Source organism: Ruegeria sp. CF4 (assembly GCF_056537345.1).
This window is the reverse complement of record NZ_JBQFRJ010000002.1, coordinates 37243-62811: the sequence shown is the minus strand read 5'-3', so window position 1 is coordinate 62811 and position 25569 is coordinate 37243. Positions and strand designations below refer to the sequence as shown.

At 58.3% G+C, this 25569-nt stretch carries 33 protein-coding genes; 15 read left to right on the top strand and 18 right to left on the bottom strand.

Translation table 11 applies throughout. From position 1 onward, the window contains the following. Positions 1-94 precede the first annotated feature (94 nt). The gene (dalA, locus tag ACR0NF_RS06985; RefSeq protein ID WP_480471109.1) at positions 95-610 is read left to right on the top strand and encodes a divisome-associated lipoprotein DalA; all 516 of its coding nucleotides are present in this window, start codon (positions 95-97) and stop codon (positions 608-610) included. A 66-nt stretch (positions 611-676) separates the two neighbouring features. Here dalA and ACR0NF_RS06980 read toward each other — a convergent pair whose 3' ends face one another. The 7 genes from ACR0NF_RS06980 to ACR0NF_RS06950 all read right to left on the bottom strand — a co-directional run bounded on the left by ACR0NF_RS06980 (position 677) and on the right by ACR0NF_RS06950 (position 5461). Next, positions 677-1141, bottom strand: coding sequence for a PTS sugar transporter subunit IIA (locus tag ACR0NF_RS06980; protein WP_480471110.1), 465 nt, complete (start codon positions 1139-1141; stop codon positions 677-679). Positions 1142-1199: 58 nt separating this feature from the next. Next, positions 1200-1763 (bottom strand): ribosome hibernation-promoting factor, HPF/YfiA family, encoded by a 564-nt coding sequence (gene hpf, locus ACR0NF_RS06975; RefSeq protein WP_170428456.1) that lies wholly within the window; start codon positions 1761-1763, stop codon positions 1200-1202. A gap of 252 nt (positions 1764-2015) precedes the next feature. Beyond that, entirely contained in the window at positions 2016-2774 is a 759-nt protein-coding gene (lptB, locus tag ACR0NF_RS06970) for an LPS export ABC transporter ATP-binding protein (RefSeq protein WP_480471111.1), read from the bottom strand. Continuing rightward, complete coding sequence (locus tag ACR0NF_RS06965) at positions 2774-3265, bottom strand: LptA/OstA family protein (protein WP_480471112.1); 492 nt, start codon at positions 3263-3265, stop codon at positions 2774-2776. Before ACR0NF_RS06965 ends, lptB begins: the two co-directional genes overlap by 1 nt. A gap of 3 nt (positions 3266-3268) precedes the next feature. Continuing rightward, positions 3269-3868, bottom strand: coding sequence for an LPS export ABC transporter periplasmic protein LptC (lptC, locus tag ACR0NF_RS06960; protein WP_480471113.1), 600 nt, complete (start codon positions 3866-3868; stop codon positions 3269-3271). 13 nt (positions 3869-3881) lie between these two features. Further along, positions 3882-4850: a KpsF/GutQ family sugar-phosphate isomerase gene (locus ACR0NF_RS06955; protein ID WP_480471114.1), complete on the bottom strand. Its 969-nt coding sequence runs from the start codon at positions 4848-4850 to the stop codon at positions 3882-3884. Beyond that, a complete protein-coding gene (locus ACR0NF_RS06950) occupies positions 4847-5461 on the bottom strand; it encodes a ribonuclease D (protein ID WP_480471115.1) in 615 nt (204 codons plus the stop codon). Before ACR0NF_RS06950 ends, ACR0NF_RS06955 begins: the two co-directional genes overlap by 4 nt. A 132-nt stretch (positions 5462-5593) precedes the next feature. Here ACR0NF_RS06950 and ACR0NF_RS06945 point away from each other — a divergent pair, with 132 nt between their 5' ends. The 8 genes from ACR0NF_RS06945 to ACR0NF_RS06910 all read left to right on the top strand — a co-directional run bounded on the left by ACR0NF_RS06945 (position 5594) and on the right by ACR0NF_RS06910 (position 12724). Beyond that, on the top strand, positions 5594-5851 hold the full coding sequence (locus ACR0NF_RS06945) for a metal-sensing transcriptional repressor (protein ID WP_480471116.1): 258 nt from the start codon (positions 5594-5596) through the stop codon (positions 5849-5851). 3 nt (positions 5852-5854) lie between these two features. Further along, the gene (locus ACR0NF_RS06940; protein WP_480471117.1) at positions 5855-7168 is read left to right on the top strand and encodes an MFS transporter; all 1314 of its coding nucleotides are present in this window, start codon (positions 5855-5857) and stop codon (positions 7166-7168) included. Between the two features lie 63 nt (positions 7169-7231). Next, the gene (locus ACR0NF_RS06935) at positions 7232-7660 is read left to right on the top strand and encodes an Lrp/AsnC family transcriptional regulator (protein WP_480471118.1); all 429 of its coding nucleotides are present in this window, start codon (positions 7232-7234) and stop codon (positions 7658-7660) included. A gap of 72 nt (positions 7661-7732) precedes the next feature. After that, entirely contained in the window at positions 7733-8413 is a 681-nt protein-coding gene (locus tag ACR0NF_RS06930) for a transglycosylase SLT domain-containing protein (RefSeq protein ID WP_480471119.1), read from the top strand. Positions 8414-8482: 69 nt separating this feature from the next. Then, the gene (gene flhA, locus ACR0NF_RS06925) at positions 8483-10510 is read left to right on the top strand and encodes a flagellar biosynthesis protein FlhA (protein ID WP_480667315.1); all 2028 of its coding nucleotides are present in this window, start codon (positions 8483-8485) and stop codon (positions 10508-10510) included. Next, entirely contained in the window at positions 10507-11280 is a 774-nt protein-coding gene (locus tag ACR0NF_RS06920) for a flagellar biosynthetic protein FliR (protein WP_480777988.1), read from the top strand. Before flhA ends, ACR0NF_RS06920 begins: the two co-directional genes overlap by 4 nt. Then, complete coding sequence (gene flhB / locus ACR0NF_RS06915) at positions 11277-12365, top strand: flagellar type III secretion system protein FlhB (RefSeq protein WP_480777987.1); 1089 nt, start codon at positions 11277-11279, stop codon at positions 12363-12365. Before ACR0NF_RS06920 ends, flhB begins: the two co-directional genes overlap by 4 nt. After that, positions 12365-12724 (top strand): hypothetical protein, encoded by a 360-nt coding sequence (locus ACR0NF_RS06910; protein WP_480667185.1) that lies wholly within the window; start codon positions 12365-12367, stop codon positions 12722-12724. The genes flhB and ACR0NF_RS06910 overlap by 1 nt, the downstream gene beginning before the upstream one ends. Before the next feature lie 16 nt (positions 12725-12740). On the opposite strand, the gene ACR0NF_RS06905 is transcribed toward ACR0NF_RS06910, so the two are convergent. Genes ACR0NF_RS06905 through ACR0NF_RS06865 form a run of 9 tightly spaced genes read right to left on the bottom strand, consistent with a single transcriptional unit; the run spans position 12741 to position 17286 of the window. Then, positions 12741-13247, bottom strand: coding sequence for a flagellar basal body-associated FliL family protein (locus ACR0NF_RS06905; RefSeq protein WP_480471123.1), 507 nt, complete (start codon positions 13245-13247; stop codon positions 12741-12743). 12 nt (positions 13248-13259) lie between these two features. Continuing rightward, a complete protein-coding gene (gene flgH, locus ACR0NF_RS06900; RefSeq protein ID WP_480777986.1) occupies positions 13260-13991 on the bottom strand; it encodes a flagellar basal body L-ring protein FlgH in 732 nt (243 codons plus the stop codon). After that, positions 13991-14404 (bottom strand): flagellar basal body P-ring formation chaperone FlgA, encoded by a 414-nt coding sequence (gene flgA, locus ACR0NF_RS06895; RefSeq protein ID WP_480667184.1) that lies wholly within the window; start codon positions 14402-14404, stop codon positions 13991-13993. The genes flgH and flgA overlap by 1 nt, the downstream gene beginning before the upstream one ends. Beyond that, the gene (gene flgG, locus ACR0NF_RS06890) at positions 14404-15189 is read right to left on the bottom strand and encodes a flagellar basal-body rod protein FlgG (protein ID WP_480471126.1); all 786 of its coding nucleotides are present in this window, start codon (positions 15187-15189) and stop codon (positions 14404-14406) included. Before flgG ends, flgA begins: the two co-directional genes overlap by 1 nt. Before the next feature lie 21 nt (positions 15190-15210). After that, entirely contained in the window at positions 15211-15921 is a 711-nt protein-coding gene (locus tag ACR0NF_RS06885) for a flagellar hook-basal body complex protein (protein ID WP_480471127.1), read from the bottom strand. Then, positions 15921-16193, bottom strand: coding sequence for a flagellar biosynthetic protein FliQ (locus tag ACR0NF_RS06880; RefSeq protein ID WP_480471128.1), 273 nt, complete (start codon positions 16191-16193; stop codon positions 15921-15923). Before ACR0NF_RS06880 ends, ACR0NF_RS06885 begins: the two co-directional genes overlap by 1 nt. Before the next feature lie 4 nt (positions 16194-16197). Continuing rightward, positions 16198-16488, bottom strand: a complete 291-nt coding sequence (gene fliE, locus ACR0NF_RS06875; RefSeq protein ID WP_480471129.1) for a flagellar hook-basal body complex protein FliE — start codon at positions 16486-16488, stop codon at positions 16198-16200. Positions 16489-16500: 12 nt separating this feature from the next. Beyond that, on the bottom strand, positions 16501-16887 hold the full coding sequence (gene flgC / locus ACR0NF_RS06870) for a flagellar basal body rod protein FlgC (RefSeq protein ID WP_480660062.1): 387 nt from the start codon (positions 16885-16887) through the stop codon (positions 16501-16503). A gap of 12 nt (positions 16888-16899) precedes the next feature. Next, a complete protein-coding gene (locus ACR0NF_RS06865) occupies positions 16900-17286 on the bottom strand; it encodes a FlgB family protein (RefSeq protein ID WP_480471131.1) in 387 nt (128 codons plus the stop codon). Positions 17287-17375: 89 nt separating this feature from the next. Here ACR0NF_RS06865 and ACR0NF_RS06860 point away from each other — a divergent pair, with 89 nt between their 5' ends. From ACR0NF_RS06860 to ACR0NF_RS06835, 6 genes are all read left to right on the top strand, one after another. Then, complete coding sequence (locus tag ACR0NF_RS06860) at positions 17376-18713, top strand: FliI/YscN family ATPase (RefSeq protein WP_480667183.1); 1338 nt, start codon at positions 17376-17378, stop codon at positions 18711-18713. Positions 18714-18798: 85 nt separating this feature from the next. Then, complete coding sequence (locus tag ACR0NF_RS06855) at positions 18799-19644, top strand: flagellar motor protein MotB (protein ID WP_480667182.1); 846 nt, start codon at positions 18799-18801, stop codon at positions 19642-19644. A gap of 92 nt (positions 19645-19736) precedes the next feature. Then, the gene (locus ACR0NF_RS06850) at positions 19737-21032 is read left to right on the top strand and encodes a flagellar hook protein FlgE (protein ID WP_480777985.1); all 1296 of its coding nucleotides are present in this window, start codon (positions 19737-19739) and stop codon (positions 21030-21032) included. 33 nt (positions 21033-21065) lie between these two features. Further along, complete coding sequence (flgK, locus tag ACR0NF_RS06845; protein WP_480471135.1) at positions 21066-22514, top strand: flagellar hook-associated protein FlgK; 1449 nt, start codon at positions 21066-21068, stop codon at positions 22512-22514. 2 nt (positions 22515-22516) lie between these two features. Then, positions 22517-23524, top strand: a complete 1008-nt coding sequence (locus tag ACR0NF_RS06840) for a flagellin (protein WP_480471136.1) — start codon at positions 22517-22519, stop codon at positions 23522-23524. Next, a complete protein-coding gene (locus tag ACR0NF_RS06835) occupies positions 23521-24615 on the top strand; it encodes a flagellar basal body P-ring protein FlgI (protein ID WP_480471137.1) in 1095 nt (364 codons plus the stop codon). Before ACR0NF_RS06840 ends, ACR0NF_RS06835 begins: the two co-directional genes overlap by 4 nt. Positions 24616-24646: 31 nt before the next feature. Here ACR0NF_RS06835 and ACR0NF_RS06830 read toward each other — a convergent pair whose 3' ends face one another. Continuing rightward, positions 24647-25291, bottom strand: a complete 645-nt coding sequence (locus ACR0NF_RS06830; RefSeq protein WP_480471138.1) for a DUF1523 family protein — start codon at positions 25289-25291, stop codon at positions 24647-24649. Between the two features lie 10 nt (positions 25292-25301). After that, positions 25302-25568, bottom strand: coding sequence for a hypothetical protein (locus ACR0NF_RS06825; protein ID WP_480471139.1), 267 nt, complete (start codon positions 25566-25568; stop codon positions 25302-25304). Between the last annotated feature and the right edge of the window lies 1 nt (position 25569).

Here is a 25569-nt window from a genome sequence, read left to right as displayed (position 1 = left end):
AAACCGGCAGAATCATGCAAGCTTGGGCCATTGTGCATTTGCCCCGAGCCTTCAAGCGAGCTATTTCCCTTGAAACACAGAATTCAGGCCAATCATGACACGTATTCTTTCTCTTCTGACGATTTGTACCCTCGCTCTGGCGGCATGCACCGATTCGGGCACCACGACGATTGGGGCTGACGGCAGACCTCTGCCTTCGGTCTACAAGATTCGCGGCAATCCAGAAAAACTGCAGTTCCGCATGCTGGATTCAGTGAATGCCCTGCGGCAGGCATCCGGCCTGCAACAGGTCCAATTGAACTCACAACTGAACGCGGCTGCCGCCACTCATGCGAAAGACATGGCCCGGCAGAACCGTCCCTGGCACTTCGGCTCAGACGGTTCGTCACCGCTCGATCGAGCGGCGCGGGTCGGATATTTCGGTACGTTTCTGGGCGAGGCGATCTCGGAAACCTATGAAACCGAAACCGAAACGCTGGCGGCCTGGATGCAGGAGCCCGGGCCGCGCTCGGTCATCATGGATCCGAAAGCAACCCAAATGGGATTTGCCTGGCACCAGGAAGGTGGCGGCAAGATCTGGTGGACGCTGGAAATGGGAACCGGCGGCTGAGCACCCATCGCTTGAAACAAGAAAGCCCCCGAATTTCGGGGGCTTTCTTGTTTGTGTTGCGCCCAATTAGGCAGCCTGTACCGATTGGGCCTCAGTTAAAATCGCATACAACTTAACTGGATCGGGGTTGGCCCGCAGCTTGGCGCAAACGGTCTGTTCGCGCAGTGTGCGAGAAACCAAGGCCAGTGCTTTCAGGTGTTCGACGCCTGCCTCTTCCGGCGCAAAAAGCGAAAAGGCCAGATCAACGGGCTGACGGTCGACCGAGCCGAAATCGATGGGCTTTTCCAACATCACGAAAACCCCCGAAACCTCCTCCAGCTCGGGCAATCGCGCGTGCGGCAAGGCAACACCATGGCCCACGCCCGTCGGCCCCAGGCTCTCGCGCTCAAGCAGGCTGTCAACGACGGCCTGTGCTTCCAGACCCAGCGTAGCGGCGGCGACATCGCCGATTTCCTGAAACAGACGCTTCTTGCTGGACGCGGCTGACAGCACACGCACCGCCTCGGGCTTCAGAATGCTCGAAAGCTCCATGATCTTGCTCCTCGACCATGCCCCCAGCTTTTGGGGGCAGGCCAGTTATCCTTGCCTGTTACGGATCGATCCATCCGATATTGCCGTCATCACGACGATAAACGACATTCAATCCGTCCTTGTTCTCATTCCGGAACACCAGCACCGGGGCACCGGCGAGTTCCATCTGCATAACGGCTTCACCAACACTCAGCGATGGGATCTTGGTTTCCATCTCAGCCACAATCATCGGCTGCAACGATTCGGGCTCATCTGCCGTCTCCGATTCGTCAGAAGCGAGGATATAAGAGGACGCGCCGAAGAGTTCAACTGGCTCGGACCGATCCTTGTGGTGGTCTTTCAGGCGGCGCTTATAGCGACGCAGTTGTGTCTCCATCTTGTCACAGCAGCCCTCAAATGCTGCATAGATCTCGGTCGCGTGCGCCTTTGCCTGAGCGGTCAGACCGGTCGACAGATGCACGGTGGTCTCGCATACATATTCATGCGCCGAACGGGAAAAGACGACGTTGGCGTCCGTTGGTCGCTGGGCATATTTGCCGACGACCTCGCCCAGTTCGGTCTGCACATGAGTTTGCAGGGCCGCACCGATGTCGATCTGTTTTCCGCTGATTTGGTAACGCATGTGATCTCCTTCACAATTCACACCCATTCTGACGCCACATAGCGTGGCGGACTTGTTTTTATCGGGTGGGGGGTCGCAGCAGAGTCTGCGGTTGCCGTTGATCCAGCCCTTCAAAGAAGGGGCATCGCGATCCAGTCTGGAACCGAAGACTTGCCATACCCCAATTGAGCCAAGAGGCGGGGGAAGAGTCAATCAAAACAGGTGTGTATATACCAAATTTCCGCCATGCGCCCGGCGCAATCCCGCGCAAGCTCATGAAATACGGAAGTTTTCGCCCAAATAAACCCGACGCACATTTTCGTTTTCCACCACCTCGTCAGGGGTGCCGGACATCAGAACCTGACCATCGTGCAGAATATAGGCGCGGTCCACAATTTCGAGTGTTTCACGCACGTTATGGTCGGTGATCAGAACACCGATACCGCGTTTCTTCAGATCGGCCACCAAAAGGCGGATATCCCCGACACTGATCGGGTCGACCCCAGCAAAGGGTTCATCCAGCAGCAGATATTTCGGATCCGCAGCCAGACAACGCGCAATCTCAACCCGGCGACGTTCACCCCCTGAAAGCGCGAGCGCGGGTGCGCGGCGCAAATGTTCAATCGAGAAGTCCGACAGCAGCTCTTCCAGCCGCTCTTTGCGGCGATGAGCATGTTTGACGGTGATGTCCAGCACGGCAGCGATGTTGTCTTCAACGCTCATGCCGCGGAAAATCGACATCTCTTGTGGCAGATAGCCGATCCCCAGACGCGCGCGGCGGTACATCGGCAGGGTCGTGACGTTCTGGCCGTCAATCGTCACGCTGCCCGCTTCGGGGAAGACAAGCCCGGCAACCGAATAGAATGTCGTGGTCTTACCCGAACCGTTTGGTCCGAGCAGCGCAACCACCTCGGACCGGCCCAGTGTCATCGAGACATCCCGGATTACGGTCTTTTTGCGGTAGGATTTCCGCAACTTCTCGATCTTTAGACCGGAAGTGCCCTCAGCGACAGACAGGTTCGGGCGGTTCATCAATTCTGGCCCTGCTGCAATATGGTCTTCACCCGCCCTGACATCGTTGCCGTGCCCGAGGTCAGGTTCGCGATCATCTGATCTCCGCTGATCACGCTGGGCCCCTGCGTCAGCAGCACATTCCCTTTCATCTCGATCACACCAGTATCGATGGTGTATTCGGCCCAATCGCCCTCAGCCGCGTCCGGTGGGCTGACCAGAACCACATTTTCGGTGGCCTCCATCCGTTCAATGGCCGAACGTTCTTCATTATAGATCACCAGCACCCGCTCAGCGGTCAGGCGCATTTCACCCTGGATGACGATCACATTGCCCAGAAACTCGGCCGAGCCGTCTTCCTGGTTCACATTCAAAGTCTCGGACGTCACCTCGACGGGCAAGGTCGGGTCGGCTTTGACCGCCCCAAAGGCAACTTGTGCTTCTTGCGCTGACAGGGGCGCTGCTCCGGCGATCAGAGCGAAACAAACAGAGGCAACACGAAAATCAAACACGGGTTATCTTTCAGCTTTTTGCGGCTCGTATATCAGCTTCACGCCATCTGTAAAAAGAATATGGACCGGGCCGTCCGTTTTTTCCGTTCCAAATGTCATCCGCCCAGCGGTAAAGTCACCGATCGGGCCGGTGCCGTCAATCTTGCCCGGACTATCACCACGTATTTCTTCCAGAGATGTGTTCAAGAGCTCAGTGGTAACCTGAATGCCATCAGCGGTGGTGATGACCACATTGCCTGAGAAGGTGGCGGTGCCCTTATCGGGCCGGATCATGCCGGTGTTGGATTCCAGCGTGATCTCACCCCCATTGCTCAGACCGAACCTGCCCTGCACTTCAGCTGCGGTAGGGTTGTCGCCTGTACTACCCTGGCTGGCACGGCGCGCTTCGACGCGAATTTCTTCGCCCTTGCGGGTTACCCCCTTGTAGTCGGGTCTGGTTATGACCTGATCGGTCAACCGTTCGTCAATCTCCTGTCCGCTGAACGGGACCGAAACATTGGTGTCGATGCTGCGCGACAAAAGGAACACGGTGGACAGCAGCAAAATGGCGGCCAGAGGCAGCACCACTTTCAGAAACTGTACCCAACGGGAATGACGGTCCACCGCAGACCCTCCCTCAGCCCAGACCAACGCGCAGGCAATCGTGGATGTGCAGAATACCTTCAGCACGACCATCCGCGGCCGGGTCGACCACAAAGAGGCAGGTAATTTTTGGGGTTTCCATGGTCATCAACGCAACAGCGCCTTCAGCCAGCTCATCTGGTCCAATCGTGCGCGGGTCAGCCGTCATGACCTGATCAACCGTCAGATCAAGTAGACCTTCCATGTGCCGCCGCAAGTCACCATCAGTGACAATCCCCAACAGACGACCACGTTCATCTGTCACACCAACGACTCCGAACCCCTTCTGGCTCATAATCAGAAGCGCTTCGCTCATCGCGGTACCAGTGGGTACAATCGGTGTATCTGTATGCATCAAATCACGCACCTTGCTCAACTGTGCGCCCAGTTTGCCACCTGGATGGAAGTCGCGGAAGTTTTCGGGCTTGAAGTCCCGATACTTCATCAACGCAATCGCCAGCGCATCCCCCATCGCCAGCGTCAGCGTGGTCGAGATCGAAGGCACCATGCCAAAACCGCAGGCCTCTCCCAGTGACGGAATCAGCAGATGCACGTCGGCCTGTTTCATCAGCGTGCTTTCGGGTTTGCTGGACAGGCCAATCAGAGGGATGCCAAAGCGGCGGGTAAAAGCCAGCAGGTTGGCCAGTTCCGGCGCTTCGCCGGAGTTCGAGATCGCCAGAACCACGTCGCCTTTGGACACCATGCCCAGATCGCCATGACTCGCCTCGGCAGGATGGACGAAATAGGCAGGTGTACCGGTGCTGGCCAGAGTTGCCGCTATCTTGTGGCCGATATGACCCGACTTGCCAATGCCGCTGATGATGATGCGGCCAGTCGCCTGCAGGATCAGTTGCACAGCCTCGGCAAAATGCTCATCCAGCCCCTCGGCCAGAACATCCAGCGCGCGGGCTTCGTCGGTGACAACCTGTCGGGCGGTTTTCAGGAAAGCTTCGGTATCAGTCATGAGTGCGCAAAGATATCCGTTTCGGGCCAACCAGCGAGATCGAGTTTCGCACGCATCGGCAGGAAGTCAAAACAGGCCTGTGCCATCTCGGTCCGGCCTTCACGCGCCAGTCGCCCGTCCAGCGCCTCGCGCAGGCGATGCAGATACAGCACATCCGAGGCCGCATAATCCAGCTGGGCGTCAGTCAGGGTTTCCGCACCCCAGTCGCTCATCTGCTGTTGCTTCGAGATATCGACGCCGATCAGCTCCTGGCACAGGTTCTTGAGCCCGTGCCGGTCGGTATAGGTGCGCACCAGGCGACTGGCGATCTTGGTGCAATAGACCGGTGCAGCCAGCGCGCCGAATGCATGATACATCGCAGCAATATCGAAGCGGCCAAAGTGGAACAGCTTCAAAACATCGGGGTTTTCCAGCATCGCACACAGGTTCGGAGCACGCGTCTGCCCTTTCTCGACCTGCACGATATGGCTGTTGCCATCCCCGCCGGACATCTGGATCACACAGAGGCGGTCCCGATGCGGGTTCAGCCCCATGGTTTCACAGTCGATGGCCACTACAGGGCCCAGATCCAACCCGTCCGGCAGGTCATTCTTATAAAGGTGGTTCGCCACGGAATTGTCCTTTGTGCGCTTTCGTCCCCGAAATAGGAGGTTTCACGAACAAACTCAACGTCATCAGCTCAAAGGTTGTTTCCGGAGTTTCCCAGCATTGACATATCCCCTAGGGGAGGATAGGGATGCGCCATGACGACTCATACCCACCCTTCGCATCCTCAGATCACTGCGCGGCTGAAGCGCGCGCATGGCCATCTGGCCAAGGTTATCACAATGCTGGAAAGCCAGGCCCCTTGTGGTGACATCGCCCAACAGCTCTTTGCGGTTGAAAAAGCGATCACCAACGCCAAACGCGCCCTGATCCATGACCATGTCGACCACTGCCTGTCCGCCGGGGCAGACGGTCAGAGTGTCGAAGACTTCAAAACCATCACGAAATACCTTTGAGCCATGCTTAGCGTCCTGAAGAACCGCACCTATCGTCATCTGCTGGCCGCACAGGTCGTTGCATTGTCTGGAACCGGGCTGGCCACCGTTGCCTTGGGTCTTCTGGCCTTCGATCTGGCCGGAGAGGCCGCCGGGATGGTGCTGGGCACCGCGCTTACCATCAAGATGGTGGCCTACGTTACAATCGCGCCGCTGGCGGCCGCCTTTGCTGAGCGGCTGGATCGTCGCCGCATGCTTGTGGCGCTGGATCTGGTGCGCGCTCTGGTGGCGCTCTGCCTGCCTTTTGTGACCGAAATCTGGCAGGTTTACGTGCTGATCTTCCTGCTGCAATCCGCCTCTGCCGGATTTACCCCGACTTTTCAGGCCACCATTCCCGACGTACTGACCGACGAACAGGACTATACCAAGGCCCTGTCACTGTCGCGTTTGGCCTATGATCTTGAAAGCCTGCTGAGTCCGATGCTGGCTGCCGCGCTGCTGCTTCTGGTCAGTTTCGACAGTCTGTTCTTGGGCACGGGTGTTGGGTTTGTCGCCTCAGCGCTGTTGGTGGTATCCGTTGCTCTTCCCTCGCCCAAGCCATCGGCACAGCGCGGCATCTATGACAGAACCACGCGCGGCATCCGCATTTATCTGAAAACGCCACGTTTGCACGGGTTGCTGGCGCTCAGCTGGAGCGCAGCAGCACTGAGCGCGATGGTGATCGTCAACACCGTGGTGATCGTACGCGCTGATCTGGGCCTTTCGGAAAGCGCTGTCGCGATTGCCCTGGCTGGCTTCGGCGGCGGATCAATGCTGGCGGCGTTCACCCTGCCCCGACTGCTGGAGCGCATTTCAGACCGTCAGGTGATGCTGAGCGGTGCCGCTCTGGCGACCGGCGCCATGGCTGTCGCTGCGGTGCTGTCCACAGCCCTACCGATGACGCTGGGGCTGTTGACGCTGATCTGGGCTGCCGTGGGCTTTGGCTATTCCGCCACACTCACACCATCCGGTCGCCTGTTGACCCGTTCTGCCCATCCCGAAGATCGTCCGGCACTGTTCGCGGCGCAATTTACCCTGTCTCATGCGTGTTGGCTGTTTCTCTACCCGCTGGCCGGGTGGTTGATGACTCAATTCGGCGCAACAGTGGTCATGGCTGTAATGGCAACTGCCGCAGTCCTTGGTCTGTCGCTGGCCGTGCGGCTATGGCCGCGCAACAGCCGTGCTGCAGTGGCGCACAATCACCCGGATTTACCGCCGGATCACCCGCACCTCACAGGTTCAGGACCGCACGTGCACCCTGTGGTGATCGACGAGTTGCATCCGCAGATCCCGCGCTAGGCTTGAGCCCGCCCCGCAAACTGCCGTAAACCGAGACATGCCCCTGAAATGTCCGGAGCCTGCATGGACCAGCTTGACCGTCGCATCATCGCCGCCCTGCAACATAATGCGCGCGATTCAACGACCCGCATCGCGGCAACGCTGGGTGTGGCCCGGACCACCGTGCACGAACGCATCAATCGCATGGAAGAGCGCGGGATCATCGCAGGCTATTCGGTCGTTCTGCGCGAAACCGAGGACACACCCCGGGTTCAGGTCGTTGTCCTGCTGGAAGTGCAGCAAAAGGAAACCACACGGATCATCAAGCGGCTTGAGGCCTACCCAGAGGTCAAGCTTTGCCTGTCGATCAATGGCGAGTTTGACCTGCTGCTGTCTGCCGAGGCCCCCCGGATCGAAGACCTCGATATCCTCGTCGACGAGCTGGCCCGCATCCCCGGTGTGCTGCGTACCAACACCAGCGTTGTTTTTGGCCGCAGAATCGATCGGAGCTGAGGTGCGCTAACCCTCTGTAAACCGAAGACGGACTAGCTTGGCCGGGATTGATCAGAATCTCGGACCGGCAGAATGCCCCATCGTGAAACCCTGTTTGCGCTAAGTCTGGCGCTTATTGCACTGGCAAAGCCCGGCCATTCTGCGCCGGGTGTTGAGACGGCAGCTTTGTGCGATCAGGCCGCGCAGCGGGCCGCACGGGCGGAGGGTGTGCCGCTGAAGGTGCTTAGGGCCATTGCGCGGGTTGAAACGGGCCGCACGGTCGACGGTGCATTGCACCCCTGGCCCTGGACCGTCAATCGTGAAGGGCAGGGATATTGGTTCGCCTCCGCAACCGAAGCGAAATCCTATGTCTTCAACATCTTCAAATCCGGCGCCCGCAGCTTTGACGTCGGCTGTTTCCAGATCAACTATCGCTGGCATGGCAGCGCCTTCCGCTCGATCGAGGCGATGTTCGACCCGGACGAGAACGCCACCTATGCCGCACGCTTCCTGAACGAGCTATATGCTGAGCTCGGCTCATGGCCCGCTGCTGCCGGGGCCTATCATTCGCGCACTGAACATCTCGCTGCATCCTATTCCAACCGCTTTCAGACGATTCTCGCACAGCTGGAAGGTGCCCGCGTGGACGGCGACCCGTTCACCGCATCGGCATCCCCGTTGATCTCACGCCCATCCTCACCTGTCGCACGCACTACATTGGGGTCCCTCGTGCCTCAATCCACCGGCGCGACGGCGTTCATCCCTTTCAACTAAGAGGTCCCTGTGCCCCGGATCGATATCCGCACCCTGTTCTCTCCGACCGTCCTGCTGGCGCTGGCGCTGATGACCGTCATTGTGATGATGATCCTGCCGATGCCCGCTTGGGTGCTGGACGTTGGCCTTGCAGCTTCATTCGCGCTGGCGATCCTGATCTTTACCCTGACCCTGTTCATTGAACGGCCATTGGATTTCTCTTCCTTCCCGACCATCCTACTGGCCTCGCTGATGCTGCGGCTGTCGCTGAACGTGTCATCGACCAAACTGATCATTGGACAGGGGCATACCGGTACAAACGCCGCTGGCGATGTGATCGAGGGGTTCGCGCAATTCGTCATGAGCGGCAGCATCTTTCTGGGCCTCGTTGTGTTCGGTGTCCTGCTGATCGTGAACTTCATGGTCATCACCAAAGGCGCTGCCCGCATGGCCGAGGTCGGGGCGCGCTTTGCATTAGACGGCATGCCCGGCAAGCAGCTGGCCATCGACAGCGATATGTCCGCCGGTGCCATTGACCACCAACAGGCTAAAGAACGGCGTGAACGCGAGCAACAGGAGACCACTTTTTTCGGCTCGCTCGACGGTGCATCGAAGTTCGTCAAAGGTGATGCCATCGCTGGGCTGCTGATCACTTTGCTGAACCTCGTGATGGGTCTGGTCATGGGCGTGATCGTACATGGGATGCCAGTTTCCTCGGCGTTTGAGACATACGCGATCCTGACTGTTGGCGATGGACTGGTGTCGCAGATTCCAGCGGTGATCATCTCGATTGCTTCGGCCTTGCTGCTGGCACGCGGCGGTACGCAGGGCGCCACTGACAGCGCGATTTTCTCGCAACTCGGGCGACACCCCGCAGCCCTGGCAACCGTTGCGGTTCTGATGGTTCTTTTTGCGCTGGTGCCCGGTCTGCCGTTCCTTCCCTTCATTCTTGGCGCGGCGGCGCTGGGTTATGCCGCCTATTCCGGCCTGAAGAAACGAAAAGCTGAAGAGACCCGAGCCGAGGTTGCAACAACCGAGACCGACACCCCTGTCTCACAAGCCATCGGCGATGTGCTGGACCTGGATGACGTACATCTGGAATTCGCCCCCGATCTGGTCAGCATGGTGCTGAATCCCGGTACCGGGCTGGATGCGAGGATTGCCAATATGCGCACGTATGTGGCGTCAAGCTTCGGCCTGATCTTGCCCGAAATTCGCCTGACCGACCGCGCCGACCTACCCACCGGAACTTATGTCATCAAGGTACAAGGCGTCGAACAGGCGCGCGGTGTCCTGAACTCGGAACTGGTGTTGGCGCTGGTGCAGGAAGGCCAGGATCTGCTGCCCGACGGCACCGATGTGACTGAACCGGTTTATGGAGCACCTGCACGCTGGATCCTGCCCAAAGATCAAGAAGCCGCAGCCATGAACGGGGCCACCATCGTGACCCCGCCCGAGATTTTGGCCACCCACCTGCTTGAGATCATCAAACAGAATTTCTCGCGCCTGCTGACGCTGAAATCCCTGCGCCGCCTGCTGTCCGAGATGACCCGCCTCAGCGATCCCACGCGCGCCGAAGCCAATCGCAAGCTTCTAGACGAATTAATCCCCGACAAGGTGCCGATCGATATCCTGCACGCCGTGTTGCGTCTATTGCTCGACGAGAGGGTCTCGATCCGCAACATGGCGCTTATTCTGGAAAGCGTGGCCGAGGCGCGGATGACCACAACTCAGCCCGAGGGGATTTGCGAACTGGTTCGCCAGCGGCTGGGCTTTCAATTGGTGGCCGACATGAAACGCGAAGATGGCTCAATCCCGCTGATCCAACTGGCACCGGAATGGGAAGACACTTTCGCCAGCTATCAGATCGACGCCCCAAATACCGGCCTGGATGTCGCACTGCCGCCAAACCTGTTCAACAAGCTCGCTGATGGGGTGCATGACAGTGTTGCCAAATCCGCCGATCACGGGCTGTTTCCGGCCGTCGTCACCTCGACCCGGCGTCGGCGATTGCTGCGTACGATCATGCATGCCCGCGGCATTGCCAACCCGGTTCTGTCCTTCGAGGAAATCGGACTGGAAGCGCGCCCAGCGCTGGTTGGAACGGTGCCTGCGTGATCGCTCTGCCACCCGAGCTTTTGCCGTATCTCGGGCAGACTCTTTGGCACCTCTTTGCCATCTTGCTGCGCATCTCGACCATGGTGTCCCTGCTGCCCGCTTTTGGTGAACGCAGTATTCCCGTGCGCGTCAAGCTGGGACTCTCCGTCGCGTTTTCCCTGATTGTGGCACCTGCGGTACCAAGCGCTGACACACCGCCCGGCTTCGGTAACATGATCGGCCTGATCGGGACAGAAATCGCGACTGGTCTGGCACTTGGAATTGGCCTTCGCCTGTTTGTGTTGGCATTGCAAACAGCCGGATCCATCGCAGCACAAGCCACATCGCTGTCACAGCTTCTGGGCGGAGCGGCAGCCGAACCCGTGCCCGCGATGGGATATTTGCTGACGCTGGCGGGACTGACGCTGGCGGCCTTGCTGGGTCTTCATATCCGGGCCGCGCAATTCATGATCCACAGCTATATGCTGTTCCCCATGGGCACCCTGCCACTTGCCCCAGATCTGGCGCAATGGGGCGTAACGCAGATATCACGCAGTTTCAGATTGGCTTTTGCGCTGGCGATGCCCTTCGTCATCGCCTCGCTGATCTACAACCTGGCCCTCGGTGTCATCAATCGCGCCATGCCGCAGCTGATGGTTGCTTTCGTCGGTGCCCCCGCGATCACGTTTGCAGGTCTCTTTCTGCTGTTTGCCGGTACACCGTTGATCCTGTCTGTCTGGTCAGACGCTCTGTTCGCCTTCCTCGAAAACCCGCTCGGAGGGCCAAGATGAGCGCACAGGACGATGACAGCGACAAATCATTTGAGGCGACCCCTCAAAAGCTGGAAAAGGCGCGCAAGAAGGGTGAGGTCGCCAAATCCAATGATCTGTCGGCTGTGGCTGCGTATGCCGGACTACTCATCGCGGTTGTGTTGGCGGGGCAATACACGGCGCAACACCTCGGAACCCTGTTTATGGTTCTGATAGATCAATCTGAACGCTTGGGCGAATTGCTGACAACCGGTCCCGCCACCGCGCCGGTAACTGGGATCCTGCAATCCGCACTCGTGCCGGTGGCAGCCTTGTTCACCGTGCCCGCTGCCGCGGTGATCCTTGGCCTGATTGCACAGCGTGGTTTGGTCTTTGCACCTGAGAAACTGAAACCCAAGCCCTCGCGCGTCTCGCTTGTCTCCAATGCGAAAAACAAATTTGGACGCGGCGGTTTGTTTGAGTTTGCAAAGAGCTTTGTGAAGCTACTGATCTATGGCACTTGTTTGACCCTATTTCTGCACGCAAACCTGCCAGAAATCCTGTCATCCAGCGCGGCACCCGCACGATCTTCCGTGGTGTTGATGATGAACCTGCTATTCCGCTTTATGTTCATCGTTTTCACCATTGCTCTGGCAATCGGCATTATCGACTACCTCTGGCAGCACGCCGAGCATCTGCGCAAGAACCGGATGTCGCGCAAGGAAATCCAGGATGAGACAAAGGACGCTGAAGGAGACCCGCATGTCAAACAACAGCGCCGCCAGCGCGCGCAAGACATCGCCACCAATCAGATGATGGCGGACGTGCCCAAGGCCGATGTGGTGATCGTCAACCCGACGCATTACGCCGTCGCCCTTAAATGGTCGCGCGCCAGCGGAACCGCCCCGGTCTGCATTGCCAAAGGGGTAGACGAAATCGCCGCCACGATCCGGGCCACGGCAAATCAGGCCAGAGTACCCATCCACTCAGATCCGCCCACCGCGCGCGCACTGCACGCCACGGTCGAAATCGGCCATGAGATCAGCGAAGACTATTACCGTCCGGTCGCGGCCGCCATTCGCTTTGCCGAAACCATGCGCAAACGCGCAAAAGAGCAAGTGACGTGATGCGTAGACGGATGACGGACCTGCTGACAGTCACCGAAGCTGGCTACCAGCGCGAACACCAAAAGCTGCATCCATTGTTGCAGCAGGAGGCTAGAATTCTCGGTCGGCTGTCGCAGCTGGATAAACAGTTGGCAGAGGTGAATATGCAGTGCACGCAAACCGAAGGATACCGTGTCACGGGCACCGATCTACTGTGGCACAGCTGGGAATCTGCCGCACGGCGGGAGCTGAACACAGAGCTAGCACGCCTTAGGTCGCAGAAGCTTTCGGCCATGGATGATCTGCGCCAGGCATTCGGCCGCAAACAGGCCGTGACAGAACTGGCGCAACGCCTGCAACAGGGCAAGCGCCGCGCATAAGAACATTAAAACCAGCTCAGGTATCCTGCCGGCTGACGCTCATGATCAAAACCTGAGACACGTCCTGCCCCAAATCCTTCTGCGCGACCTCAAGCAGTGCTTTCCGCAGGGCAGCCAGGTTATCCGACCGCGTGAACGTCCCATTAAATCCACCGCTATTGGCGTGATCAAATAGCACCTGCAAGAATCTGTCTCTGAGCTTGGGTTCGATCTCGTAAAAGACATCCTCGATACCCGGACTTACCTCAAGGCTGAGCGACATTGTGACCAGCGCAGAAATTTCATCCTCTGCAACAACCGGAACCACAAATTGCTTGGTAAGCTTCAGGTATTCCTGTGTCTTCTCGTTATCTTCCTTACTAGACTTGGAGTTCTTCTGTTTCCCTTGGTCAGCTTTGACTGGTTTGGCATCGGTCTTATCCTCGGCTTTTTCCACCTTTCCAGCGGGAGCCAGAATAACGCCAACCCCGACACCCGCTGCGAGGCCCGCCATCAGGCAGATGATTGGCAACAGTTTTCCCATCACATCACCACCTCAGAACGGCAAAACCGTATCAAGAACCTGTTGCCCATATCGCGGCTGTTGTACATCCGTGATCTGGCCGCGGCCTCCATAGGACACGCGCGCCGAGGCAATCTTGTCGTAGGTGATCTCGTTCTGGCGTGAGATGTCTTCGGGGCGAACATATCCCGCAACCAGTAACTCACGCAGTTCGAAATTCACGCGCAACTCCTGCGAACCAGTGATCGACAACACACCATTGGGCAGCACGTCGACAACCGTTGCGGCCACACGTAGTGTCAGTTTCTCTTTGCGCTTGACCGATCCTTTGCCCTTGCTGACAGAGGCCGAGTCGATCGATACAGCCTCATCCAGAGAGGCTCCTTCAGGTAAACGTTCCGCCGCGCGTTGCGGCAACCCGAAGAGGCCGGGTACAGACAGACTTTCCGAACCCGCGCGTGAGCGGTTTGTGTCGTTCGAAATTTCAGCTTTTTCATCCAGCTCAATCACGACTGTCAGAATATCACCCTTCTTCATCGCCCGTTGATCCCCGAGCAACGAATGCTGACCACCGCTCCATAGCGAGGCGCGATCGACTGTGCGCTGCGGCTGACTGTGCAATGGCAAACCAGGCCACAGCATTGCGACATGTTCGGGCGATTCAGTATTGGGTGTCAGGCTTGGAGGTTTACCCAGATGATCCAGCCGTCCACAGGCCGTAATGCCCATCAATGTGCAGAGCATGAGTTTCGATAGATTTGACATCACTTGACCTCGATTTGACCATCGGCGCGGATCACGCCCGTTACCGTTGTGCGCGATGATAAGTTCATCACCCGGATACGCTCACCCACTGCGCCACGCCCCAAGGCACGACCCTCGGCGGTAATCGAAAGCGCGACACGATCGAACACCAACGTCACCAGATCGTTCCGATCCACGATCGCGGGCGGGCCGATATCCGACAAACTGATCGGCCTGCCGGGGTAGAGCGCCACGCGCGCCTCCTGCCCGACAAGGCTGGAAATCTGTTGGGCCGCACCGGCGATCTCGATGGTTTTGATCTCCAGATCCGAGGCGACGATAATCTCTTTCGCGCGGATCGTTCGTGTCGGCACGACAATTTCTGCGAAAACCGCGAAAGGGCACAGCGCTAGGATACAAACCAGAATTCGCATCAGCGGACCTGCGTTGTGGCACCCATCATCTGGTCCACTGCCGAGATGACCTTGGCATTCATCTCATACCCGCGCTGTGCCTCGATCAGCTCGGTCACCTCGCGCACCGCGTCGACCGAGCTGTCCTCAAGATACCCCTGCCGCAACGTGCCCAGACCATCCTCGCCCGGAGTACCGACGACAGGTGCACCCGAGGCTTCAGTCTCTTTGAACAGGTTGCTGCCCACAGCCTCAAGCCCTTTGGCATTGGAGAAACTGGCCAGCGTGAACTCCCCTAATAATTGCCCTTCGGCGGTATCGTCAAAATAGGCATAAACTTCGCCCGCGGCGTTGATCGAGATGGATCTGGCGTCGTCCGGGATGGTGATTTCCGGTGCGACGGCAAAGCCGTCCGAAGTGACGATAAGACCTTCTGCGGACCGCTTCAGGCTGCCGTCTCGCGTGAAGGCAGATTGTCCGTTAGGCAGGGTCACCTCAAGATAACCGTGGCCTTCAATCGCGACGTCCAGGTCACTTCCGGTTGCCGACAATCCGCCCTGTTCCAACTGCACAGTCACGGCGGCCGGACGCACACCCAGACCCAATTGGATACCCGTTGGCAGCACCGTTCCGTCCGAGGCATTCACCGCCCCTGCCCGCGCCATTTGCTGATAGTGAAGATCGGCAAACTCAGCCCGGCGTGCGTTATAGCCTGTGGTATTCATATTCGCGAGGTTGTTCGAGATGGTCTCGACCCGCATCTGCTGCGCGGTCATACCGGTCGCGGCGATTTTCAAAGCCCGCATGTAAGTATCTCCTCTCTCAGATCAGCGCATCAGCGCCTTGAGGGCGCCGCGCACCCGTTCATCCTCGGCATCCATAAAACTCTGGCCCAACTCATAAGCACGCTGGATCTCGATCATCCGCGTGACCTGTCCAATGGCATTCACGTTCGAACTTTCGAGGAACCTGTGCAGCACAACCGGTTCGTCCACCGGATTGATCTGCCCACCGGGACGGAAATAGGTGCTGCCTTCGCGCACAAGGTTTTCCGGCTCAGCGACGGAATAGACACCAATCTGCCCCAGAAGCTGGCCATTGACACTCAACGTACCATCGCTGCCAACATCAATCGTTGCAGCATCAGGTGGGATAAAAACCGGCGCGCCATTGCCGTCCAGAACGCGATGACCTTCCATGGTGACCAGATCGCCCTCGGCACTGGGTGAGAAGCTGCCCGCGCGAGTCAGACGATTGCCTGCCGACGTTTCGATCAGGAAAAAACCGTCGCCTTCAATGGCAAAATCAAACGTCCCACCGGTTTCGGTCAACACGCCTTGCTGTAACGAGGTATTACGCACCTGTGCCCGACTGAGCGACAACGACGGATCGCCTGGCATGTCCCGAACGAACTCTGAAAACACCAATCCCTGCTGGCGGTATCCGGTGGTGTTGGCGTTGGCGATGTTATTGGCGACCAGCCGCATTTCGTTCATAAGACCCGACTGACGAGACAGGGTGACATAAGCAGTGTCCATCAGCGACCTCCTGCGATAAGCGGGATCAGCGTCCCGGTGAAAAAAGTGACGAGGGTCTGGGTCATGAAACCCATCGAGATCCAGAACACGATGACGATGGCGATCAGCTTGGGAACGAAGGTCAGCGTCATCTCTTGTACCGAGGTCAGCGCCTGGAACAGACCGACGGCAAGCCCCGAGACGAGCGCCACCGCCAGGATCGGGACCGAGGTGATGACCGCAACCCACAAAGCCTGACGTACGATGTCATAGAAGAGGCCCTCGCTGAGCATCGCGTCAGACCGGCATCCGCAGGATTTCCTGATAGGCTTCAACCACCTTATTGCGAACGATCACGGCTGTTTCCACCGCCAATTCGGTCTGCGCCAGCGCCTGAACCAACGCATGCGGGTCGGCCTGACCGATCATTGAAGACTGCGCTACCTGCTCGCTGTTCTTCAGTGTTGCCGCAAAATCCCGGAACGTGGATTGCAGCCCCTGGCCAATGCCCTGGTGATCGGGATCAGCCTGTGTAGCCGGGCGCGCGCCTGCATAGTTCTGCGCGGCGGTAAGAGATCGGATATCCATTCTGGCTTTCCTTTATTTTCGAAGTAAATCCATCAGACTCGATGACATCTGCCGAGTCTGATCGAACATTTTGAGATTGGCCTCGTAACTGCGCTGTGCCTCGCGGGCGTCCGCAATCTCGATCATCAGATCGACATTCGAGCCCTGATAATGCCCCGAGTCATCCGCCATCGGATGACCCGGATCATAGATGCGGGTCAGATCACGGCGGTCGAGTTTGACGCGCCCAGCCTGCACCGTCTGCTGACTACCCTTTTCGACGGTTTCAAACGGCACAGTCTTACGCCGATAACCCGGCGTATCCGCGTTCGAAATATTCTCGGACACATGACGTAGCCGCGCTGCCTGCGCACGCAGGGCGCTGGCCGAGGCTGTCAGAGAATGGGAAAAATCGCTCATGCTGCTTCTCCCTTACGATCGGCCAAGAGAGGTACGCAGAATGCCGATCGACGAACGATAAATCGCCAACGCCCGGTCATGCTGCCGTTTGACGTCGACCGCTTTCAACATCTCTTCTTCCAGCGAGACACCGTTGCCGTTGGGGTCACCTGACGGATCGGCCACATATTCCGCCCAGTTCCAAGCACCCGAATCGCCATTCTGATGACCGGCGCGGGTGGTGGTCATCGCAACCTCGCCTCCGGTCTTATCAAACGCTGTCCCGAAGGCCTCGATATCGCGGGGCTGATAGCCGGGCGTATCCGCATTTGCCATATTGCGTGAGATGACAGTCTGCCGTTGCCCGGCATGGGTTGCCATTGCGTACGCTGTTTTAAAGACGTTCAGGTCATAGAACATCGGGGCTTCTCCCTCGATCAATTTCAATCAAGGCTTAACCCCGATTCCTTTAGAAACCGTTTTCGAGAAAGCAATTTGGAGGGCCTGCGATGGCTGATCTCGATCCGGCACGTCTGAAAGCTGTCTTCGACAGAATGTCAGCGACTCGACATATGGGTCGCGTCACCAGCGTTGCGCGCGGAGTAATCGAAATTGACGGTTTGGCCAGACATGCCCGAATCGGAGATCATCTGACGCTGCGCCGTCGCAGCGGACCGAACCTGCGCGGAGAAGTCCTGCATGTGGAATCTGATTTGATCCACATGCTGCCCGGCGCTGCCTCTGATGGTGTTTGCCTGGGGGATCCGGTGGTTCTGGAGAAAACGCCAATTTTTGCACCAGGGCGGCATTGGCTGGGCCGGGTCGTCGATCCGTTTGGAGTGCCTTTAGACGGCAAACCGCTATTGCCCGGCGTGCAGGGGCGGGATCTGATGCACGCCCCGCCAGCCGCCGTTGCCCGTAAGCCGCTGGGAGAACGGATGGAGACGGGGATGGCCATGCTCAACACCCTTCTGCCATTCGTGCAAGGCCAGCGCGTTGGGCTCTTTGCAGGCTCTGGCGTCGGCAAATCGACGCTGCTGGCCACGCTCGCCCGCTCAATGCAGGCTGATGCGGTGGTGGTCGCACTGATCGGTGAACGCGGGCGCGAAGTGAATGAATTTGTCGAAACCGCGCTGGGCGTGGAAGGAATGAAACGATCGGTCGTGGTGACAGCAACTTCGGACCAGTCCGCGGTGGCCCGCAGACGCTGCGCCTGGTCGGCAATGGCGGTGGCCGAATCTATACGCGACGAGGGGCTGAATGTCCTGTTCCTAGCCGATTCGGTTACACGTTTCGCCGAAGCCCACCGCGAGATTGCCGTCGCCATGGGCGAAGCAGCATCACTGCGAGGGTTCCCGCCTTCGGTTACTCCGATGATCGCCAATCTATGTGAACGCGCTGGCCCTGGCACCGCCGACCAAGGCGACATCACCGCCGTGTTCAGCGTGTTGGTCGCAGGTTCTGACATGGATGAGCCGGTTGCAGATATCCTGCGCGGCGTGCTTGACGGCCATATCGTGCTGAGCCGCGAAATCGCCGAGCGCGGGCGCTTTCCCGCCATTGATCTTAGCCGCTCAGTTTCACGCAGCCTGCCCCGCGCGGCAAGCGAAAGGGAAAATCAGTTGATCGCCGAAACCCGCAAACTCGTCGGCAGCTATGAACAATCCGAAGTCATGATCAAAGCAGGGCTCTATGCCGAAGGCTCTGATCCGTTGCTGGATCAGGCCGTTCGCGTGCATGAAGAGCTTGATGCGTTTTTCGGCAAATCTGAGGCTGACAGCATTTCCAACAGCTTCGACCGCCTGCAGTTAATCCTGCGTCGCGCTGGGACCAACCTGCCGCGCTAGGGATTTCGAGACAGTTTTAAGTGTTAAGCCCGCCTTAAGACCTGCCCTGCTACGCCGATAGACGGGTGATACAAAGGTGGTGGAGATGGGTGCGCAAACCAATGCGGCGCCAATCATCATCAAGAAGAAACGTGTGTCGGGTGGCGATGGCCACCACGGCGGCGCGTGGAAGGTCGCGTATGCGGACTTCGTGACGGCCATGATGGCCTTCTTCATGTTGATGTGGCTGCTGAACGCAACGACCGAGAAACAACGCAAGGGTCTGGCGGATTACTTTTCGCCGACGATCCCCGTCAATCCAGTCTCTGGCGGCGGCGACGGAGCCTTTGGCGGCGATAACATGTTCTCGGAAAAAACACTGGTCATGGACGGTTCGGGTGCCAGCAATCGCAACCCGACCCAGTCGAAACAGGCGCGCGGATCGACCGGGGTTGATGCGAAGGGTGGCGGTAAGGGTGCGTTCGACGATTTCTCGTCACTCGAAGCGCAGCTTCTGGGTCGGAGCGGAGAAAGCCTGATTTCGGACGAGATACTCAAACACATTGTGACCCGCGTCACGGATGAAGGGCTGGTGGTGGAATTGTTCGCGACTGATGAACAGCCTCTGTTCGAATCAGGCACGGACAAGCCGACACAAATGATGCGGGCTCTGGCGCTGTTGGTGGCACGCTCATCGGATCTGGTCACGAACCCCATCGCCGTCGAGGGGCATGTCCGATCCTCACCCATCGTTCTGGCCGAGAACCCTGTCTGGGATCTCTCGACTGCAAGGGCGCAGATCACCCGCCAGTTACTGCAGGACAAGGGTGTCAGGCCATTGCGCCTGGATCGGGTGACAGGTCATGCAGATCGGCATCTGGCGGCCGAAAACCCGATGTCGGTGCGCAACAATAGGATCGAGATCATCTTTCTGCGCTCTCCCCGATCTTGAAAGGAAAGTACGCATTTTAGCTGTTAGCGCGCTGTTAAGGGCCGGTACGGTACGTGTTGCATTACGGACCGATGCAACAAAAGGGCGTGCCGATGACCATTTCCTCTTCGCTGAATGCCGGTGTGGCGGCGTTAAAGGCCAACGCCAACAGGCTGGCCACCATCTCGGACAACATCGCCAACTCCTCGACATTTGGTTACAAGCGGGTCGAGACCGATTTTCATTCCATGGTCACATCGGGTCAGGGCGGCAGCTATTCGGCGGGTGGCGTCCGGACCACCAGCCAGCGGATGATCGATCAGCGTGGTTCGCTGGTGACAACCAACAACTCGACCGATCTGGCCGTGCGTGGGCGTGGCATGTTGCCGGTGCGACCCAGCTCTCAGATCGCGTCGGGTTCGAACGAGATGTTGTTAACCACGACCGGTTCATTCCGCACCAATGACGAAGGATATCTGGTCACCGAATCCGGCCTTGTGATGCTGGGCTGGCGTGCCGCGGCGGATGGTTCGATTCCCAGCGTTCCACGGGACACACCCGCCGCATTGGAACCCATCCAATTGAGCGTCAATCAGCTGTCAGGTGCGCCGACCACATCGATGAATCTGCGCATGAATTTGCCTGCTACCGCGACCGATGCTGGCGCTCCGGCTGATACGCAACCCCTTTCGGTCGAGTATTTCGATAATCTGGGCAAATCCGAAAGCGTCGATATCGAACTGATACCCACCGTCCCAGCAACAGGGTCCAGCAATGAATGGACTCTAACGCTGCGTGATTCAGCATCTGGCGGCGCTGTGATCGGGGAATACACACTGACTTTCACCGACAGCCGCACAGCCGGAGGAACCCTGGCCAGTGTCACAGCAGTGTCTGGCGGGGCTTATGACCCGGCAACCGGCAGCTTCGTTGTCAACGTGGCAGGCGGCCCGATGGAGATCAATATCGGCGAGATCGGTGATGCAGACGGGATTACCCAGTTGTCGGATACGTTTGCCCCGGTGTCCATCACACGCGATGGTTCGGCCGTAGGTACAATGACCAGTGTTCAGGTCGATGAGAACGGATATGTCTACGCGTTCTACGACACCGGCGTCAGCCGCCGCATGTTCCAGATCCCACTGGCTGATGTGCCAAATCCGAATGGTCTTACAGCGTTGGATAGCCAAACCTACGCGCTTTCGCGCGACAGTGGAACGTTCTTCTTGTGGAACGCCGGAGAAGGCCCAACTGGCGATCTTGTGTCTTTCGCGCGCGAGGAATCGACCACCGACGTCGCAACCGAGCTGACCTCGATGATCCAGACCCAACGGGCCTATTCCTCAAGCGCGAAGGTCATTCAGACCGTGGATGAGATGCTGCAGGAAACCACCAACATCAAACGCTGAACCAACATCTAGCCGACCAAAGGGAGTCGTCCGATGAACATGTCGACAGCACTGAACAACGCCCTTGGTGGGCTGAGCGCGGCGAGCCGCGGAGCGGCGGTAATCTCGGGAAACATCGCAAATGCGCTGACACCGGGCTATTCCCGAAGGTCGCTGGAACTGACAACCAGCGCAATCTCAGGCAACGGTGTACGCGTTGCGGGGATTACACGGCATCAGGATCCGGTTCTGCTGGCCAACCGCCGCACGACCGATGCGGAACTTGCCTCTACCAGACCGCTGTCGGCGTTCCATTCAGGCTTCGAAAATCTGGTAGGCACTGCCGACGATGCCATATCGATCGCGGCCAGATTGACGGATTTCGAAAACAGCTTGACCACGGCTGCCAGCCTCCCCGGTTCGACCCAGCGCCTGGATCAGGTGGCCCGCGCCGGGCGCGCGTTGAGCACCGCGCTCAATCAGGCATCTGAAGGGGTTCGGAAGATGCGATCCGATGCAGATCGGACAATTGGCGAACAGGTCGGCACTCTCAACCAGACATTGCAGGACATCGAACAACTGAACGCGCGCATACCCGCCATCCGGAATTCTGGCGGAGATATTGGCGCGCTGTTGGATCAACGTCAGGTGCTGGTTGACCAGATCAATGAACTGGTGCCCGTGCATGTGGTCGCCCGCGACAACGAACAGGTCTCTCTCTATGCCGACGGTGGTTTGATTCTGTTGGAAGGGACCGCCGCCACATTCTCGTTTTCGACAACTGGCGATACCATGCCTCATATGACAGTCGGCAACGGGTTGTTGTCTGGGCTTGAAGTCAACGGTCAGCCCGTTCGCATCACCGGAGATTTCGCGCAGATAAGGGGCGGGGCGCTGATGGCGCAGTTCGAGATCCGCGATAGCCTGGCAATCGAGGCGCAGACCGACCTGGATACTGTTGCCCGAGATCTGATCGAACGGTTCGAGACTGCGGGCCTTGATCCAACCACGACGGCGACCGATCCCGGCCTTTTTACCGATGCAGGCAACCGGTTTGATCCTGCCACGCAGACAGGTCTTGCCTCGCGTATTGCGCTGAACACGATCGTTGATCCCGACTCGGGAGGCGACAGCTGGAGGCTGCGCGCTGGTCTGGGTGCCGTTACACCGGGCGCACCGGGTGAAGCCCGTCAGCTGCAAGCGTTCAGTACAATTCTGACCGAAGCGCGACCAATAGCGACAGGTCTTGGCACAGGCAACATGCGCGCCACCGATTTAGCTGCAGCCCTCATTTCGCAGGCCGGGGCCAGCGCACATGCTGCTGATACACGCAACACCTTTGCCACAAACGCTCAGCAAAGAATGGAGCAACTAGTAGCCGAACAAGGCGTCGACAGCGACACCGAGTTACAAAACCTGATGCAGATCGAACAGGCCTACGCCGCGAATGCCCGCATCGTGTCGGTGGTCGATGAACTGATGGACATCTTGCTGAGGCTCTGAACATGACATTGAATTCTATTGGCGATCTGGCACGCGGCCTGACCCTGCGAACCCGCAGCACTGAGATCAAATCGCAGATCGAAACCCTTTCTTATGAAATGTCATCGGGCAAAGTGCAGGATATCTCGGGCCGACTGGCGGGCGACTATTCGCATCTGCTGGCTCTGGAACGCAACCTCGAACGGTTGCAGGCCTTTTCGGTCGCCACTGCCGAAGCTGGATTGTTCACCGATGCGATGCAACTGAGCCTGAAAACCTTCGGTGAGTCCATGTCTGAAGTCTCTGCGTCGCTGCTGTCGTTCGGGACCGCCAATCAGACGGTGACTCATGAACAGGCCTCCGTTCAGGCACGAAACGAGTTGGACACGATGATGTCGGCCCTAAACAGCCGTGCAGGAGGGCGAAGCCTGTTTTCCGGTACCTCAACCGATGTTTCGCCCCTGCCATCAGCCGATGTGCTGTTGAACGCGTTGCAGACAGAGCTGAGCGGGCTGACCACGGCAAGCGATATCCGACAAGCTGCCGAGGATTGGTTCAATGACCCCGCCGGGTTTGATGCGGTGATCTACCGGGGCAGCGCGACACCGCTTTCGTCAATGCAAATCTCCGAAAACGAACGGATTGATCTGCCGATCACGGCAACTGATCCCGCTTTGAAGGCCGCAGTTCGCGATGTCGCAGTCGCCGCGCTCGCGTCCGAGGATGCATTGAACTGGTCCCCCACGCTGCGTACAGCATTGTTTACCCAAATGGGCGTTGATCTTGCCAACGCACAAGACGCCACGATCAAGATACGCGCCGAAGTTGGTGCGGCCGAGGCGCGCATAGAGCAGGCCGCGATTCGCAACGCTGCGGCAACAACCAGCGCCGAAGGTGCAAGAAACAACCTGATTTCTGCTGACCCCTACGAGACTGCAGCCCGGCTGCAAACCGTACAGTTTCAGCTGGAAAGCCTCTATTCCGTCACCGTCCGCAACGCAAACCTGTCGCTGGTGAATTTCCTGAGATGAAGGTTCTTGCCCTGATACTATGTTTGCTGCCCGGCATCGTCACCGCCGGGGCGATCCGCCTCAAGGACCTGGTGGATTTTGACGGCGTGCGTGGCAACGATCTGGTGGGTTACGGCCTGGTTGTCGGATTGAACGGAACAGGCGATGGGTTGCGCAATTCGCCCTTCACTGAAGAAATCATGTCCAACATCCTCGAACGGCTGGGCGTCAACGTGAATGGTGAGGATTTTCGCCCAAAAAACGTGGCCGCCGTACTGGTTACCGCCAGCCTGCCTCCTTTCGCGCGCGTCGGAGGGCAGATTGATATCACGGTCTCCGCCATCGGAGATTCCAAGAGCTTGTTGGGCGGAACGCTGGTGATGACGCCCCTCAACGCAGCGGATGGTCAGATTTACGCAGTAGCACAGGGCACTGTGCTGGCGGGCGGCGCGGTTGCCGAAGGTGAAGCGGCCACCGTTACGCGCGGCGTGCCGACCTCGGGAGTCATTCCCTCTGGCGCTCGGGTTGAGCGCGAGATTGATTTTGAGCTGTCCGAATTAACGCAGCTCAGACTGGCCTTGCGGGAACCGGATTTCACAACAGCGGGTCGCATCGAAGCCGCCATCAATGCTGAATTCAATCGCGCAGTGGCGCTGATGCGGGATTCCGGAACGGTCGAGTTGAGCATCACCGCGACACAGGCGGTCTCAACGGCACACGCGATTGGCCGGATCGAAAACATCCTTGTCGAACCCGAGAGCAAAGCGCGTGTGGTCGTGGATCAGAGGTCAGGGACTATTGTAATGGGTCAGGACGTCAGGATTTCGCGTGTTGCTGTGTCGCAAGGGAACCTGACGCTGACAGTCGAAGAAGCCCCCATTGCAGTGCAACCCAACCCGTTTGCCCGAGGTGAAACGGTTGTCGTCCCCCGTACTTTCGCCGGAATCGAAGAAGAAGAAGGCACCGGCCTGGCCGAAATCCCCGAGGCAACCACACTCTCCGAGGTGGTTGCAGGCCTGAACGCATTGGGGGTTTCGCCACGTGACATGATCGACGTCCTGAAAACGATCAAAGCCGCAGGTGCCCTGCACGCCGAGTTCATCGTCAGATGAGCGGGCGGCCTCGGGCCGCGTCACACACGCGCTACTTTGATTTCCAACTGTCAATCCAGCGACGGAAACCTCTGCGCTTTTCGCCGATCGCATCGCCTGCGGCATAGATACCGTCTTCCATGTTCTCCAATACAGGATCAATCCGTTTCTGCCGAAACCGGCGCCACCGGACCCAGATCGCCCAGAGAACGGCTGCGAGCACGGTCAGGAAGATAATGTTGAACCAAGGGATGATCCGCACATCCGGCCCATCAACATGCCGGATGAATACAGCGTTGGGAAAGATCGACATGAATTCATTGCGCCAGCCATAGTGGGTTACAACCACCCAATCCGGATTGTCTTTGGTGGATTTGGCATCGTTCGCCTCAGTATACAGGTTCGCGGTATCGAACTTGAAGTAGGGCGGCCAACCCCAGCCGGTATCCTCGTTGCGATAGACGATTGGTTTGCCATTGGCGCGGACGGCCTGAATGAACTGCACGTCGCGATTGGACAGACTGGTCGATTGATCCTCGGGCTCGGACCAGAAAATCCGGGTCCAATCATTCAGATCCTGTCGTTCTTCATAGGTATTCACGATCCGCACGATGTCATGCTGCGGCAGCGAGTATTGCAGGATCGCGCCAACGGTGACCCAAAAGATGATAATGAATGCCCATTTCACATAGGCCATGCCGTACCTCTCACATGTAATTCACTATATAGATCAGCGCGCCGATCGCCACCCAAGGCACGATATAGATGCCCAGGATCAGCTTGCGCCGGAACGAGTTATCATAGACATGCAGCCCCCGCGCGACAAAGGCATCCTTGTCGCCGGTCTTACCCTTTGCATCCCACCAGTCCTCAAGCTTGCGGCGACGCACACCGCGCGAATACAAGGACAAAGCGACATAAGCTATCGTCTGGAGGATCAGCAGGATCACTATCAGGCGCATCGCTCCGAACATC